The sequence below is a fragment of the Tenacibaculum sp. nBUS_03 genome (genome assembly GCF_051201695.1).
Classification (GTDB): Bacteria; Bacteroidota; Bacteroidia; order Flavobacteriales; family Flavobacteriaceae; genus Polaribacter.
In genome coordinates, this window is sequence record NZ_CP179214.1 from 3,808,799 (window position 1) to 3,825,482 (window position 16,684).

A 16,684-nucleotide genomic window follows, 5' to 3' on the forward strand; every position below is an offset into this window, starting at 1 on the left:
GGTCTCATTTTATGAAATCTAATTTTACCTTTTTTTAGAGCAATTGACAAAAAAACTTGTATGGAAGCTCAAAGTTATTTTAGAAAACAAATTAAACACTCAAGGTTATTAAATACTTCAGGAGAAAAAGAACAAAATCAGTTTTATAATAAAATGATGGAAAAGGTGAATGTTCTAATCAAATTAATAGAAGCTGAAAACTTTATGGATTTTGAATAAAAAAAACCTCATAACAATGAGGTTTTTAACACAACTTAAAATGCTAATTAATAAGCATCTTCATGCACTGCCTTAATGGCTCTTCCACTAGGTTCATTTACGTTTTGAAAACTTGCATCCCAAGCTAATGCAGTAGGAGTACTACAAGCAATAGAAGGTACGGATGGAACAGTTAAAGCAGCAGTTTCGCTAGAGAAATGCTCTTCAAAAATAGCACGGTAATAATATTCTTCTTTAGCCCTTGGAGTTTGCATAGGAAATCTATGTGCAGCATTATCCATCATTTTTTCAGTCACTGCGGTTTCAACAACATCTTTTAAGCTGTCAATCCAGTTGTAGCCAACTCCATCCGAAAACTGTTCTTTTTGTCTCCAGGCAACACTTTTAGGTAAATAGCTTTCAAAAGCTTTTCGTAAAACCCATTTTTCCATTCGTTCTCCGTTAATCATTTTATCTTCTGGATTAATACGCATAGCAACATCCATAAATTCTTTATCTAAAAAAGGAACACGCCCTTCAATACCCCAAGCCATCAAGCTTTTGTTAGCTCTTAAGCAGTCATATTGGTATAATTTATCTAATTTACGAACTGTTTCTTTATGAAATTCTTCTGCACTAGGGGCTTTATGAAAATATAAGTATCCGCCAAAAATTTCATCGGCCCCTTCACCAGACAACACCATTTTAATTCCCATCGATTTTATTACACGAGCAAGTAAATACATAGGAGTAGAAGCTCGAATTGTTGTAATATCATAGGTTTCTAAGTTGTAAATAACATCACGAATAGCATCTAATCCTTCTTGAACAGTAAAAGTTACTTCATGATGAATTGTACCAATATGTTCAGAAACCTCCTTGGCTGCAGCTAAGTCTGGAGATCCTTCTAAACCTATTGAGAAAGAATGAAGTTGCGGGTACCAAGCTTCGTCCTTATCTCCTGATTCTACCCGTTTTGAGGCATATTTTTTTGCAATGGCTGAGGTTATTGAAGAATCTAGACCACCTGAAAGCAATACACCATAAGGTACGTCACTCATTAATTGTCTATGAATAGCAGCTTCTAAAGATTCTCGTATTTCGTCAATACTAGTTTGGTTGTCTTTAACAGCTTCATACTCCAGCCAATCACGAGAGTACCAACGCTGTAAGCCACTTTCTCTTGTAAAGTAATGTCCTGGAGGAAAAACTTCAATTTTGTTACAATAACCTTCTAGGGCTTTTAATTCAGAAGCCACATAAAAAGTCCCTTTTTTATCCCATCCCATGTATAATGGAATGATTCCCATATGGTCTCTTGCTATCAAATATTCATCAGTTGCAGTATCATATACTGCAAAACCAAAGATTCCATTTAAATCATCTAAAAAATGTTCTCCTTTTTCTTTATACAGTGCAAGAATGACTTCACAATCAGATTTTGTTAAAAATTCATGAGTTTCTTTTAATTCTTTTTTTATTTCTTTGTGATTGTATATTTCACCATTGGCAGCTAAAACAAATCTTTTATCTTTACTAAATAAAGGTTGTTGACCGGATGTTGGATCAACAATAGCCAAACGTTCATGAGCCATAATCGTTTTGTTATCACTATAAATACCACTCCAATCTGGACCTCTATGTCTAATTTTCTTAGCCATCTCTAATAATTGAGGTCTTAAAATTTTTGATTCTTCCTTTAAATCAAAGGCACATACAATTCCACACATAATCTTATATCATTTTATATTTTTAATTTTTTTTTCTAATAATTAATAACTGTAAATTGAGTTATTGTTTTAATTGGTGATACAAACAACGTGATAAACTTTATTTTTTAAAACTAATATTTATTTTATGGTTTTATTTTTTAGTTTTAATGTGGTTTTTAGTTTTAAATCATAAGTTTTATTTGTTTTACGTGTTTTAAAAATTGGTTTTTTATAGTTTTATGAAAATAAATTGAAATAAAAATTTGGATTATTAAAAATGTATTATAAATTTGCTTTATCATGACAATACAAAATAACATATGGTGGTGGAACTCTCTTAACTCAAATTAAGTGGGCAATAACCTGTATATGTAAAATATAAATTTAAAAAGGCTTATCTCACGATAAGCCTTTTTTGTTTTTAACAACATAACTAAAAATGAAACAAACAGAATATACTACTATATCCAAAAAACAATTAGCAGATACGGTTACACCTGTAGGACTGTATTTAAGATTAAGAGATACGTATTCAAACACATTGTTATTAGAAAGTTCTGATTATCACAGTAAAGAAGAGAGTTATTCTTTTATATGTATAGAGCCTCTAATTACTATGAAAGCTGACAAAGATAAATTTTCAGTTTCTGTAAAAGGGAAAGAAATAAGTAAAGAAACTATACAAGGGAATTTCAATAGTTTATTTAATCAGTTTACAGAAACTATTAATTTAATATGTGAGGATAGCATTAAATCTTTTAATGGTTTGTATGGCTATACTACTTACGATAGTGTTCAGTATTTTGAAACTATAAAATTGAATGTAAAAGATGCTCCTTCTTCAATTCCAATGATGCAGTATAGTTTTTATAAATTTATAATTGCAATTAATCATTTTAATGATGAAATGATATTAATTGAGAATATTAAAGAAAATGAGACTTCAAGAATACAAGAAATTGAAACAATAATAAAAGCGCAGGCTTTTAATACCCAAAAGTTTGAGATAAATGGTGATGAAACTTCAAATTGTACCAATGAAGATTTTAAAGAGTATGTAAAAAAAGCAAAAGCTCACTGTAAAAGAGGGGATGTCTTTCAATTAGTTTTATCGCGCCAATTTCAGCAAAAATTTAAAGGAGATGAATTTAATGTATACAGAGCTTTACGTTCTATTAACCCATCACCCTATTTGTTTTATTTTGATTACGGGAATTTTAAGCTAATGGGTTCATCACCTGAGGCTCAGATTAAAATCAATGAAGGGAAAGCCATTATAAATCCAATTGCAGGAACTTTTAGGAGAACGGGTGATATGGCTCAGGATATTAAGCTTGGTAAAAAATTATCTGAAGATAAAAAAGAAACTGCTGAACACGTGATGTTGGTAGATTTAGCTAGAAATGATTTAAGCAAACATGCTGATAATGTTAAAGTAGATGTGTTTAAAGAAGTTCAATATTTTAGTCACGTTATTCATTTAGTGTCTACAGTTCAAGGAAAAATAAAAGGAAATCCAATTAAAATTGTAGGAGATACTTTTCCTGCAGGAACACTTAGCGGTGCTCCAAAATACAAAGCAATGGAATTAATTGATATTTATGAAAATCAATCACGCGGATTTTATGGAGGCGCAGTTGGTATTATTGGATTAGATGGTTCAGTGAATTTAGCTATTGCAATTCGTTCATTTGTTAGTAAACAAAATGTATTGTATTTCCAGGCAGGAGCAGGTATTGTTATTCATTCAAATGAAGAAAACGAATTACAAGAAGTAAATAATAAACTAGCAGCGTTGAAGAAAGCGTTGTTGTTAGCAGAAAAAATATAAAATAGAAACGAGATATTAGCATGTTTATTTGAGATTTATTTATTTTCTCAATGCTACTGTCTCTATTTTTAATACTCAGATTATGAAGATATTAATATTAGATAATTACGATTCTTTTACTTATAATTTAGTTCACATGGTAGAAGATATTACTGGTCAGTTACCAGATGTGTATCGTAATGACGAAATAACTATTAAAGAGATTGAGAAATATGAAATAATTATATTATCTCCAGGCCCTGGGATTCCTGACGAAGCGGGTATTTTAAAAGAAGTGGTTGCTACTTATGCAGGAAGAATTCCAATATTTGGTGTTTGTTTGGGGTTACAAGCAATAACAGAAGTTTTTGGAGGTAAAATTGAAAACATGGGAGAAGTATTTCATGGAGTAGCTACTGAAATGGAAGTGGTTGAGCCTAAAGCAACGATTTTTAAAGGTATTTCAGAAAAATTTGAAGCAGCAAGGTATCACTCTTGGATTGCTTCTAAAGAAAATTTTCCACGAACAATAGCTATTACTGCTGTTGATGAAGAAGGTGAAATTCAAGCGATTGAACATAAGGAGTTTAATGTTTCTGCAGTTCAATTTCATCCTGAATCAATTTTAACAGAAGTAGGAGAGCAAATTGTAAGAAACTTTTTAGAAAATGTACAATAATGAAGGAAATACTAAACGAACTATACCAACATAAACGTTTATCTAAGACGCAAGCTAAAGAGGTTCTTATTGCAATAGCTAAAGAAAATTATAACGAAGCACATGTAGCTTCTTTCTTAACTGTTTTTATGATGCGTCCAATTACGGCTAATGAATTAGCAGGGTTTAGAGAAGCTTTATTAGAGTTAGCAATAAAAGTAGATTTATCAGATTATAATACTATTGATATCGTAGGTACTGGTGGAGATGGTAAAGATACTTTTAACATTTCTACCTTAACATCATTTGTGGTAGCAGGTACCGGGCAAAAGGTAGCAAAGCATGGTAATTATTCAGTTTCTTCTACATCAGGGTCGTCTGATATGTTGGAAAGTTTTGGGTATAGATTTACAAATGATGAGACACTATTAAAATCTCATTTAGAGAAAGCAAATATTTGTTTTTTGCATGCTCCAAAGTTTCATCCAGCGATGAAGGCTGTTAGCCCTGTTAGAAAAGCGTTGAAATTAAAAACCTTTTTTAATATGTTAGGACCATTAGTAAATCCAAGTTCACCACAAAACCAGTTATTAGGAACTTTTAATTTAGAAGTAGCTCGATTGTATAATTATATTTTACAGGATGAGAATTCAAACTATGGAATTGTTCATGCATTGGATGGTTATGATGAGATATCATTAACAGGAGGATTTAAACTTTTCACAAAAAAGGGTGAAGAATTAATAACTCCCCAAGATTTGAATAAAAAAATATTATTACAGTCTGATATTTATGGAGGCGATTCCGTTGAGGCAGCATCCAAAATATTTAAAACTATTTTAGATGGAGAAGGAACAGAAGCGCAAAATAATGTGGTTTTAACAAATGCAGCTTTTGCTTTAATGATAGTTGATGATAAAAAAAGTTTTGAAGATGCCTTTGAAGAAGCAAAAAACTCATTAATGGGAGGAAAAGCAAAAGAATGTTTAAATATATTAATTAAGAGTTAAGGGGTAAAAATAAATGTCATTTAAAATTTAGATGAGATAATATAATTAGACAACTATGTTTGATGTGACAGAAAGAAAAAAGTATGACAATATTAGATAAAATAGTAGCATTTAAAAAGAAGGAAGTAGCTAAAATAAAGGCTGAAATTCCTGTGAAAAAATTAGTTGAAAGTCCTAATTTTAAAAACACATCGTTATCATTAAAAGAGTCATTAACCGCATCATATTCAACGGGAATTATAGCTGAATATAAAAGACAGTCACCTTCTAAAGGGGTAATTAATGATAAATCAACTATACTTGAAGTTACAAAGGGATATTTAGATGCAAATGTTGCAGCTCAGTCTATATTAACTGATACTTCATTCTTTGGAGGAACAATGGCTGATTTAATGGAAGCAAGAACTATAAATCAACAAAAACCAATTTTACGTAAGGATTTTGTAGTTGACGGATTTCAAATTGTTGAAGCAAAGGCAATAGGAGCAGACGCTATACTTTTAATAGCAACTTGCTTAACTTCTCAAGAACTTAAGAATTATGGGCAATTAGCAATAGATTTAGGTTTAGAAGTTTTATATGAGGTTCATAGCCAAGAAGATTTAGATAAAATCAGTGACTTAGACAATAAAATTATAGGAATTAATAACAGAAATTTAAAAACTTTTGAGGTAGATCTCGAACATTCAATAGCATTAGCTAATCAAATACCTTCAACTGCTGTTAAGGTTTCTGAAAGTGGAATTTCTGATCCTAGAATTATTACAGGATTAAAAGAATACGGATTTCAAGGTTTTTTAATAGGAGAAAATTTTATGAAGACAGAAAACCCAGGACAAGCATGTCAAGAATTTATTAGCCAAATTCGATAATATGAAGCTGAAAATTTGTGGGATGAAATATGTTGAAAATATTAAGCAGATAGCTGGTTTGAACCCTGATTATTTAGGCTTTATTTTTTACGAAAAATCCCAAAGAAATTTTGAAGGAATAATCCCTGAAGTTCCTAAAAACATCAAAAAAGTTGGGGTGTTTGTAAATGAGTATTTAGAAATATTGGTTTCATTAATTGAAGAATATAAATTAGAAGTTGTTCAATTGCATGGTGATGAATCAATTGAGTATATTAAGGAATTAAAGAGGTATTTGCCAAAAGTGAAAATTATAAAAGTTTTTGGAATTAAAAATGAATTTGATTTTAAAGTTTTACATTCTTATGAAGAGCATGTAGATTATTTTTTATTTGATACAAAAGGAAAAGAAAGAGGTGGAAATGGAGTAACTTTTAATTGGAATATATTGAAAAAATACAATTCAATAAAACCTTATTTATTAAGTGGAGGAATAGGTTTGGAAGAAGTAAATGAAGTAAAATCATTTTTAAAAACACCTCAAGCAAAATACTGCGTAGCATTAGATGTAAATAGCAAGTTTGAAACTGCGCCAGGAAAGAAATCAATTGATAAATTAAAGAAATTTAAAAAACAAGTTTTAAGTTAATAACTAAAAGTAAAACAACACAACAACGATGAAATTTCAACCAGATGAAAATGGATATTACGGGCAGTTTGGAGGAGCTTTTGTTCCTGAGTTGTTATATCCAAATGTAAAAGAGTTAGAAGATAATTATATTGATATTATTAATTCTGAAGCATTTCAAAAAGAGTATAAAGATTTATTAAAACACTATGTAGGGCGGCCAAGTCCTTTGTATTTAGCAAAACGATTGTCAGAAAAATATGGAGCTACCATTTATTTGAAACGTGAAGACTTAAATCATACAGGAGCACATAAAGTTAATAATACAATAGGACAAATTTTAATAGCCAAGCAATTAGGTAAAACTAGAATTATTGCAGAAACTGGAGCAGGACAGCATGGTGTAGCATCAGCTACCGTTTGTGCATTAATGGGGTTAGAGTGTATTGTTTTCATGGGAGAGATTGATATAAAACGACAAGCTCCAAATGTTGCCCGAATGAAAATGTTAGGAGCAAAAGTAATTCCAGCTACTAGCGGTAGTAAAACATTAAAAGATGCTACTAACGAAGCTATTCGCTATTGGATTCAACACCCAGATACCTATTATTTAATTGGTTCAGTTGTTGGCCCTCATCCATACCCAGATATGGTAGCTCGTTTACAAGCAGTGATTTCAGAAGAAATGAAAACTCAACTAAAAGAGCAAACAGGTAAAGAAAACCCTGATGCTATTATAGCTTGTGTTGGAGGAGGTAGTAATGCAGCTGGAGCTTTTTATCATTATTTAGAAGATTTATCTGTAGATCTAATAGCGGTAGAAGCTGCTGGTTTAGGTGTTAATTCAGGAGAGAGTGCCGCAACGTCTCAGTTAGGAGAAGTAGGAGTTATTCATGGAAGTAAAACTATTTTAATGCAGGATGAGTATGGTCAAATTGAAGAACCTTATTCAATTTCAGCAGGATTAGATTATCCAGGGGTTGGTCCTTTACATGCATTTTTACACGAAACTAACAGAGCAATATTTATGAATGCTACTGACAAAGAAGCATTAGATGCAGCTTATGAACTAACAAAAATTGAAGGAATTATTCCTGCCTTGGAAACCGCCCATGCTTTAGCTGTACTAGCTAAAATGGATTTGAAAAAAGATCAAACTATAGTAATTAATCTTTCAGGTAGAGGAGATAAAGATTTGGAAACATATATTAAACATTTAGAAGAATAGATATTTAAAGTATAATTTAGAAATCTCTTAAAGAGGTTACAAAGTCATTTATTTTATAGCAAGAATATACACACGGATACAATGAATTCAATACAAAAGATATTTACTCAAAAACAACAAGATTTATTGTCTATTTTCTTTACGGCAGGTTTCCCTAATCTTGACGATACCTCAAAAATAATAGAAGAATTGGAAGTTAATGAAGTTGACTTTATAGAAGTAGGGTTGCCTTACTCGGATCCATTAGCTGACGGACCTACCATTCAACATAGTAGTTCTGTTGCATTAAATAATGGAATGAATCTTGATGTTGTTTTCGAACAATTAGAAGCGATAAAAAATACTAACAAAACACCTTTGGTGTTAATGGGTTATGTAAATCAAATTATAAAATATGGAGAAGAATCTTTTTGTCAAAAAGTAAAAGATTGTGGTATAGATACCATTATTATTCCTGATTTGCCAATGATAGAGTTTGAAAGTCATTATCAAAATTTATTTAAAAAATATGGAATTAGTAATGTGTTTTTAATTACACCTAATACTTCTAAAGAGCGTATTAAAAAAATTGACAGTTTAACAGACACTTTTATATATGTAGTAGCATCAGCTTCAATAACTGGGGCTAAGGGTGAAGTTTCTGAAGAACAGATAGCGTATTTTAACCGAATAAAAGCGATGCAATTAAAAAGTAAGCTTATTGTAGGATTTGGAATTTCAGATAATAAAACTTTTACTACAGCCTGTAGGTATGCAAATGGTGCAATTATAGGTTCTGCATTTATAAAAGAGTTAGATAGATTCGCTATTAAAGGAATAGCAAGTTTTGTGAAAACTGTTAAGAATTGTTAATATATTATTAAATATTATTAAATTATTAGTTAATAAGGTAATTTAGTGGCATAATTTATAAAATATGCTAACTAAAAAAATAATATCAATAGTTACTTTGATGCTTTCGAGCGTAATTGTGGCTCAAACAACGTTAATTCGTCAACCACAAATTAGCCCAGATGCTTCTAGAATGGCTTTTAGTTATTACGGAGATATCTGGGTTTATGATTTTTCCACTAAACAAGTAAATAGATTAACTGTTCATCAAGGATATGACGGGGACCCTGTATGGAAATCTAATGGAAAAGAATTAGCCTTTTCATCTAACAGAGCCGGTAATACAAATGTTTTTACTATCCCAGTATCAGGAGGAGTACCTAAACAATTAACGTACTATCCTACAACTAATACACCTTCCAGTTGGGATGCTAAGGGTAATATTGTATTTACTACTAAAAGAGTATTTGCAGGACCGGAATGGGATGCTCAAATATACTCAGTTAATGAAAAAGGAGAAACGCCACAACGTTTATTAACAGCATATGGAAGTATGGCCTCAGTTTCTCCTAATGGAAAATTTATAGCTTATGTAAAAGGAGCTTGTCGAATAGCAAGAGAAGATTATGTAGGATCTGCTCAAAGAGATATTTGGATTTATAATACTCAAACTAAAAAATATCATCAAATAACAACAAGTAATAAAAATGATCACTCTCCAACATGGGATGCTTCTAGTAACTTATATTACATAGGAGCAAAAAGTGGTCGTTATAATGTATACAAACAAAGTATTTCATCAGAAGGAAAAAAAGATGGAGAAGCATTAGCAATTACTAAGCAAAAAAGTAATGGAGTTCGCTCTTTTTCTGTAAGTAAAAATGGAGTTATTATATATACTTCTGGAATAGATACTTATAAAATAGAAAATAACAAAACAACAAAATTAGTATTATCAATACCCTCAGATACTCGTTTTTATTCGGAAGAAACAAAAACCGTAAGTAGTAGTATTCGAAATTATGCAGTTTCACCTGATGCTAAACAAGTAGCATTAGAGATTAATGGTGAAATATTTGTTAAACAAAATGATAAAGAGAAAAAAAGATCAAATAACATAAGTAAGCATTCATTTAGAGACAAACAACCACAATGGATAGATAATAAAACAGTTTTGTTTATTTCAGATAGGGACGGGCACTTTGAAATTTATAGTGCTACTTCAGCTGATACTTTAGTAGGTTTAAATAGAAGTTTGAAAATTAAAATATCTAAGCTAACAAATAGTAATACTGATATTGAAAATATAATAGTATCACCTAATAGAAAAAAGATAGCTTATCAAGTTGGTAGAGGAACTTTAATGATTGGAGATATTAATAAAGGAACTATTAAAAATTCACAAATATATTCAGATACTTGGTCAGCTGCGGAAGATTTATCGTGGAGCCCTGATAGTAAATATATCGCGTATTCACAAGAAGACTTGAATTTTGATAGTGAAATTTACATTCAATCAATTGAAGATAAATCAAAAAAAATGAATGTAAGTATGCATCCAAGAAGTGATAGCAGTCCAAAATGGAGTGCAGATGGAAAGAAGCTAGCCTTTTTATCAAATAGAAGCGGAATTAATTATGATGTTTGGATGGTTTGGTTACAGAAAGAAGATTGGGAAAAAACAAGAATAGATCACGAGGAAGGTGATTACTATACAAAAGAAAAATCTAAAGGAACTACAAAAAATAAAGGGAAGAAAAGTAAAAAGTCCAAAAAGAAGGAGGTAAATGTAAAAATAGATGAAGACAAAATATATAATCGTTTAGTTCAAGTAACTTTGCTTTCTGATGATGAATATAGTATAGTGTTTAGTCCAGATAGTAAATTTATTTATTTCTCTGCAACGAATCCTGGAACCCAAAAAAGAAATTTATATAAAGTAAAGTGGGATGGAAGTAAACCTAAATCAATTAGAGGATCTGCAAGAGCAGGTGATTTTTCTGAAGTTAAAGGAAAAATTTATTTTACAGCATCTGGTCGTTTAAAACAACTAAACACGAAATCAGATAAAATTGAATCTTTTCCACATTCAGCAACTTATACTATCAATTTTAAAAAGGAAAATGAGCAAGTTTTTAATGAAGGAATTCGAGCACTGACAGCTGGCTTTTATGATCCTGAATTTCATGGTTATAACTGGGGTTCTTTAGTGAAAAAATACAAGCCTTGGGTTTTATCTGCTACTACACAGCAAGATTTTTCATACATGTATAATTTATTATTAGGGCAATTGAATGCAAGTCATATGGGGTATCGTTCAGGAAATCCTGAAAAAATCAATAGTGATAATGTAGGTTTATTGGGGTTAGATGTTTCTAATATAAACAAAGGGATACGTGTAAATTATGTTTTACCAAATTCTGTTGCAAATAAAACGAAAAGTTCATTAAAAGTAGGAGATGTTATTACATCTGTAAATGGGACAGAAATTAGTAGAACAACTAATTTTTATAGTTTAATGAAGAATACAAGGAATAACGAAATATTATTAACACTATCTAATTCAAAAGATGTTATACTTAGGCCACAACGATCATTAAGAAATTTACAGTATGAAGAATGGGTGAATTCACGTAAAAAACTAGTTGAAAAGTATTCAAAAGGTACACTAGGATATATTCATATACAAGGCATGAATATGACAAGTTTTGAGCGTTTTGAAAGAGAACTAAAAGCCAGTGGATATGGTAAAAAAGGAATTGTAATTGATGTTAGATATAATGGTGGTGGATGGACTACTGATCGTTTAATGGCTGTATTAAATGTAAAACAACATGCATATACTATTCCTAGAGGAGCCACTAAAAGTTTAAAGAATCATTCAAATTTTACTAAAAATTATCCATTTAATGAGAGGGCAATTCTATCTGTAAATACAAAACCAGTAGTCGCTTTATGTAATGAGAATAGTTATTCGAATGCAGAAATATTTTCACATGCATTTCAAAATTTAGGATTAGGTAAGTTGGTTGGACAACCAACATTTGGTGCCGTAATATCTACAGGAGGTAGAGGGTTACAAAACGGATTTATAAGAATGCCTTTTAGAGCATGGTATGTTAAAAATTCAGGTAAAAACATGGAGAATGAAGCTCCTGCAACACCTGATTTTTTAGTTAAAAACTTCCCTGGATGGAAAAGTCGTGGAGAAGATGAGCAGCTTAAAAAAGCTGTAGAAGTATTATTAAATGATATTTAAAATAATATTTTAAAACCTACTACACTTTAAAACGAAGATATTGCATCTTCGTTTTTTTTTATACCTATTTTTGCGATTATGGAGCACGAGATAGCAGAACAAGTATTGTTAGAAAAACTGAAGTCTAATTTTGGATATGACAGTTTTCGATTACAGCAACAAGAAATTATTGAAAATATTATAGCTAAAAATGATACTTTGGTAATAATGCCTACAGGAGGAGGAAAGTCTATTTGTTTTCAATTACCTGCTTTATTTTTTGAAGGAATTACTATTGTTATTTCTCCATTAATAGCTTTAATGAAAGATCAAGTAGATAGTTTAAAAGCTAATGGTATAGGCGCCTCATATTATAATAGTAGTCAATCAACCGAAGAACAAGAAACAGTATTTGATGAGGTAGTAACTAGAAAGATTAAATTGTTATATGTTGCTCCTGAGAGTTTGGGGTTGTTACAAAATATATTAAATAAAAGTTATGTAAGCTGTGTTGCTATTGATGAAGCTCACTGTATTTCATCTTGGGGACATGATTTTAGACCTTCTTATAAGCAATTATCTTTTTTAAAAAAATCATTACCAGGAGTACCAATTGTTGCATTAACGGCTACTGCGGATAAGGCAACTCAAGAAGATATTTTAAAGCAATTGGCCATTTCTAATGCAACTAAATATATAAGTTCTTTTAATAGAGAGAATATTTCATTAGAAGTAAGACCTGCAAATGACAGGGTTCAACAAATTATTAAATTTATAAATAAAAAGCCTAATGAGGCCGGAATTATTTATTGTTTGAGTAGAAAAGCTACTGAGCAGTTAACCAGTAAGCTACAACAAAATAATATTAACGCTAAAGCATACCATGCTGGATTGTCATTTGAAGAAAGAGCAAGAACCCAAGAAGCTTTTATAAAAGATAATTGTGAAGTTATTTGTGCAACCATTGCTTTTGGAATGGGGATAGATAAATCAAATGTACGTTGGGTAATTCATTATAATATGCCCAAAAACATAGAGGGATATTATCAAGAAATAGGACGCTCAGGTAGAGATGGTTTGCCTGCAAAAGCATTATTATTTCATAGCTATGCAGATGTAATTCAGCTACGCCAATTTATTGAAAACACAGGGAATAAAGAAGTGCAAGACGCAAAGTTAGAGCGAATGAAACAATTTGCTGAAGCTACTGTTTGTAGGCGAAAAATATTGCTTAGTTATTTTGGTGAATTAATTGAAGGTACTTGTGGGAACTGCGATGTTTGTAAAAATCCACCACAGTTTTTTGACGGCACAGTAATTGCCCAAAAAGCATTGTCGGCTATTTATAGATTAGGTGAAAAGGAGGCAATGGGAACTGTAATAGATGTACTAAGAGGAGCAAAGAATGCTGCTGTTTTAGATAAAAACTATCAATACTTAAAAACATATGGTGTAGGAAATGATATTTCTTGGAGAGATTGGCAACATTATTTAATTCAATTAGTTAATCAAGGGTATACTCAGATTGCATTTCATTTGAACAATACCTTACAATTAACAGATTTTTCCAAAAGAGTTCTTTTTAATGGAGAAAAAGTACAATTAACCACTCCAGTAGAGATTAAAAAAGAAGAAAAAATAATTAGTACCAAAACAAGAAAAAGACCAGCAAAAGATACCTTATTTGAACGATTACGAAAATTGCGATACCGTATAGCAGAAGAAGAAAATATCGCAGCATATTTAGTTTTTAATGATGCTACTTTAAAAGAAATAGAAAGAGAGAGACCAAGAACAGATGAAGAATTTTTAACTATAAGTGGAGTTGGCCAAAGAAAATTAGAAGTGTACGGAGGGGAATTTATAGAAGAGGTTAAAAGCTTTTTAAGAGAAAAAAAGAAAACTAAAAAGGATACCACTTTAGAAACCTATAAGTTGTATAAGGAGGATTTTACTATAGAAGAAATAGCGGAAAGACGAAAGTTAAAACCTGCTACTATTTTTTCACATTTATCCAAGCTGTATTTAGAAGGAAAAGATGTTAGTTTAGATGAGTTTACAACGCCAGAAGTAGTAAAGTCAGTAGCAAATGCAAAAAAGGTATTAAAAAATGAAATGACATTGAAACCGTATTTCGAGTTTTTAGAAGAAAAAGTGCCTTATGAACAAATTAGAGTAGCATTAACTATTTTGCAGAAAAAAAGATTATAAAGTATTTTATTGTATCATTCTTAGGAATGAGAATTTTAAAATTCAACAGTTATAAAACACCCTTCAGCAAGCTTTTTTGAATTATATGTAACGTTAGTTATTCAACCAAATGTTTTTCAGGAAAAGTAAGTAGTAAATTATTTTCAAAATTAATAGTAAAATAAGTTCTGCTATTATACCCTTTTGTAGAATTATTATCCGTAAAAAAAAATATTTTAAGATCTTCATCTTTAAAACTTTGGTTACACCATTGAAATAATTTATTAGTAAAGATCCTTTTATTTTATGAGAAAAGGTAACACTAACCTTCCTAGTTTTAAATAAGAATATTGTGGCTTTAATTATGATACTTCTGAATGAATATTTTAAAACATACTATAAGAGTATGAGGTGTTGAAATTAGTAATTAAATTGCTGTTTAAATATTTGTTTGATAGAGTATTAATTCCTGAAGGTATAACTAATTGAATTAAAGCAAGCGGAAGTGTTTTAGGATGTCACATTCTAGGGCATGATTTACATCTTATTAAAAAATTAAAGATATTTTATTTTCAATAATTACTGAAAGTTTTAAAAATTGTTATATATTTGTCTTATGAAATTACAAGATGCTAAAATAAAATACATTCAAACTTGGGGAAGTTTAGCTACTAGCTGGGGTATCAATAAAACTATGGCGCAAGTACATGCTCTTCTATTGGTTTCCACTGAACCTTTATCAGCCGATGATATTATGGATATGCTTAAAATTTCTAGGGGAAATGTAAATATGAACGTACGTGCATTAATTGATTGGGGAATTGTTCGCAAAGAGTTTGTAGTAGGCGAGCGCAAAGAGTTTTTTGTGGCTGATAAAGATATATGGGAATTATTTAAGCAAGTTACTAAAGAACGTAAAAGGAGAGAGGTAGAGCCTGTATTGAAAGTATTAGATGAATTGCAGAAAGATGTAGTTGAGGAATCAGATGAAGCAGTTCAGTTTAAAAAATTAATGAGTGACTTGTCATCAGTTACAAACACTGTAAATGGAATTTTAGACAAAGCTATTAAAGCCGATGAGCATTGGTTATTATCAAGCTTTACTAAAATGATAAAAAAATAAAAAAATTTGTCATTAAACTTTCAAAAATTTCTGAAAATATGAAATATATAAATATTTTAAAAAAACTAAATAGAGCCTTGATTGTAGCAACAATAGTTATGTATGCCACTATTTACTTTGGACTACTTATACAAATTTTTCTTGGGGCTTATCAGTTACTATTAGCTTTTGTATTACTATTTTTTATGAAAAGTTTTTCTAAAAAAGGTAAAAACAAGTTATTGATATACTGGGCAGTAGTTTTATTGTATGGAACGGTCTGGCTTTTTAATATAGATGTTGGTTTAGAAGCATATTTGGGTGTGATATTCTATATTATTTTACCAATGATAATCGCGCTATATTTTTCATTTTTTTTAGAATCATTAGATAAAAAAGAGAACTTATGAAAACACTAGAAAATTATACACTATTATATGATGATGATTGTCCATTATGTAATGTTTACACATCTGGTTTTGTACACTCAAAAATGTTGGATAAAAATGGTAGAAAACCATTTAAAAAAATTACAAATGATGAAAAAAAATATGTTGACATTAAAAGAGCAACGAATGAAATAGCATTGGTTGATACTAAAAATCATGAAGTAATATATGGTATTGATAGTTTATTAAAAGTAATTGGAAACTCTTATCCTTTTATTGAAAGAGTAGGAAAATTCAAACCCATTTACTTTTTTTTAAAAAAGCTATATTCTTTTATTTCTTACAACAGAAAAGTAATAGTTCCTAGTGAAATAAAAGAAGAAGAAACGATAGAATGTATTCCCGATTTTAATATTAGTTATAGGGTTTTATATATTATTTTATCAATTCTGATTACTGCTTATACATTATTATCCTTTTCAAGGTTACTTCCTAGTTTACCAGTAGCTGATTATAAAAGTGAGCTTATACTCACAATAAGTCAACTAGTATTTCAAAGCTTGTTTTTACTAAAGGGTAGTTCAAAAATAATTATCAATTATTTAGGCAATTTAATGACAGTTTCATTAATAGGAAGTATAGGAATACTGCAGTTAATCATTTTAAATGGATTATTAAAAATACCAGAAACAATTGTAGCGATATTATTCTTAGGTGTTGTTTCTTTCATGTTTTTTGAACACAGAAGAAGAGTTAGGTTGTTAGGTTTACCAAGTTATTTAAGTCATACATGGGTAGTATATAGAATTATTGCTTTACTAATTATTTTAAAATAGATA

14 protein-coding genes are annotated in these 16,684 nt (G+C 30.2%); 13 read left to right on the forward strand and 1 reads right to left on the reverse strand.

The genetic code is table 11. The features are described from left to right. Nucleotides 1-60: 60 nt before the first annotated feature. The gene (locus ACMFBB_RS17420) at nucleotides 61-219 is read left to right on the forward strand and encodes a hypothetical protein (RefSeq protein WP_435262005.1); all 159 of its coding nucleotides are present in this window, start codon (nucleotides 61-63) and stop codon (nucleotides 217-219) included. A gap of 47 nt (nucleotides 220-266) precedes the next feature. Here the strand turns inward: ACMFBB_RS17420 and asnB are convergent, their stop codons facing one another. Then, complete coding sequence (gene asnB, locus ACMFBB_RS17425) at nucleotides 267-1,928, reverse strand: asparagine synthase B (protein ID WP_435262006.1); 1,662 nt, start codon at nucleotides 1,926-1,928, stop codon at nucleotides 267-269. A 421-nt stretch (nucleotides 1,929-2,349) separates the two neighbouring features. On the opposite strand from asnB, the gene ACMFBB_RS17430 reads away from it, so the two are divergent. The 12 genes from ACMFBB_RS17430 (at nucleotide 2,350) to ACMFBB_RS17485 (ending at nucleotide 16,681) form a co-directional block, all read left to right on the forward strand. After that, nucleotides 2,350-3,741: an anthranilate synthase component I family protein gene (locus ACMFBB_RS17430; protein ID WP_435262007.1), complete on the forward strand. Its 1,392-nt coding sequence runs from the start codon at nucleotides 2,350-2,352 to the stop codon at nucleotides 3,739-3,741. A gap of 82 nt (nucleotides 3,742-3,823) precedes the next feature. Further along, complete coding sequence (locus ACMFBB_RS17435; protein WP_435262008.1) at nucleotides 3,824-4,399, forward strand: anthranilate synthase component II; 576 nt, start codon at nucleotides 3,824-3,826, stop codon at nucleotides 4,397-4,399. Next, nucleotides 4,399-5,388, forward strand: coding sequence for an anthranilate phosphoribosyltransferase (trpD, locus tag ACMFBB_RS17440; protein WP_435262009.1), 990 nt, complete (start codon nucleotides 4,399-4,401; stop codon nucleotides 5,386-5,388). Before ACMFBB_RS17435 ends, trpD begins: the two co-directional genes overlap by 1 nt. A gap of 83 nt (nucleotides 5,389-5,471) precedes the next feature. Further along, nucleotides 5,472-6,260 (forward strand): indole-3-glycerol phosphate synthase TrpC, encoded by a 789-nt coding sequence (gene trpC / locus ACMFBB_RS17445; RefSeq protein WP_435262010.1) that lies wholly within the window; start codon nucleotides 5,472-5,474, stop codon nucleotides 6,258-6,260. A gap of 1 nt (nucleotide 6,261) precedes the next feature. Then, nucleotides 6,262-6,888, forward strand: coding sequence for a phosphoribosylanthranilate isomerase (locus tag ACMFBB_RS17450; RefSeq protein ID WP_435262011.1), 627 nt, complete (start codon nucleotides 6,262-6,264; stop codon nucleotides 6,886-6,888). Between the two features lie 28 nt (nucleotides 6,889-6,916). Further along, nucleotides 6,917-8,095, forward strand: coding sequence for a tryptophan synthase subunit beta (gene trpB / locus ACMFBB_RS17455; RefSeq protein ID WP_435262012.1), 1,179 nt, complete (start codon nucleotides 6,917-6,919; stop codon nucleotides 8,093-8,095). Between the two features lie 81 nt (nucleotides 8,096-8,176). Continuing rightward, nucleotides 8,177-8,947: a tryptophan synthase subunit alpha gene (gene trpA / locus ACMFBB_RS17460; RefSeq protein ID WP_435262013.1), complete on the forward strand. Its 771-nt coding sequence runs from the start codon at nucleotides 8,177-8,179 to the stop codon at nucleotides 8,945-8,947. Between the two features lie 64 nt (nucleotides 8,948-9,011). Beyond that, complete coding sequence (locus tag ACMFBB_RS17465) at nucleotides 9,012-12,185, forward strand: S41 family peptidase (protein ID WP_435262014.1); 3,174 nt, start codon at nucleotides 9,012-9,014, stop codon at nucleotides 12,183-12,185. 78 nt (nucleotides 12,186-12,263) lie between these two features. Beyond that, nucleotides 12,264-14,375: a DNA helicase RecQ gene (gene recQ, locus ACMFBB_RS17470; RefSeq protein ID WP_435262015.1), complete on the forward strand. Its 2,112-nt coding sequence runs from the start codon at nucleotides 12,264-12,266 to the stop codon at nucleotides 14,373-14,375. Nucleotides 14,376-14,970: 595 nt separating this feature from the next. Next, nucleotides 14,971-15,477 (forward strand): GbsR/MarR family transcriptional regulator, encoded by a 507-nt coding sequence (locus ACMFBB_RS17475; protein WP_435262016.1) that lies wholly within the window; start codon nucleotides 14,971-14,973, stop codon nucleotides 15,475-15,477. 38 nt (nucleotides 15,478-15,515) lie between these two features. Continuing rightward, nucleotides 15,516-15,866 (forward strand): hypothetical protein, encoded by a 351-nt coding sequence (locus ACMFBB_RS17480; protein ID WP_435262017.1) that lies wholly within the window; start codon nucleotides 15,516-15,518, stop codon nucleotides 15,864-15,866. Beyond that, nucleotides 15,863-16,681 (forward strand): DCC1-like thiol-disulfide oxidoreductase family protein, encoded by an 819-nt coding sequence (locus tag ACMFBB_RS17485; RefSeq protein WP_435262018.1) that lies wholly within the window; start codon nucleotides 15,863-15,865, stop codon nucleotides 16,679-16,681. Before ACMFBB_RS17480 ends, ACMFBB_RS17485 begins: the two co-directional genes overlap by 4 nt. Nucleotides 16,682-16,684 lie beyond the last annotated feature (3 nt).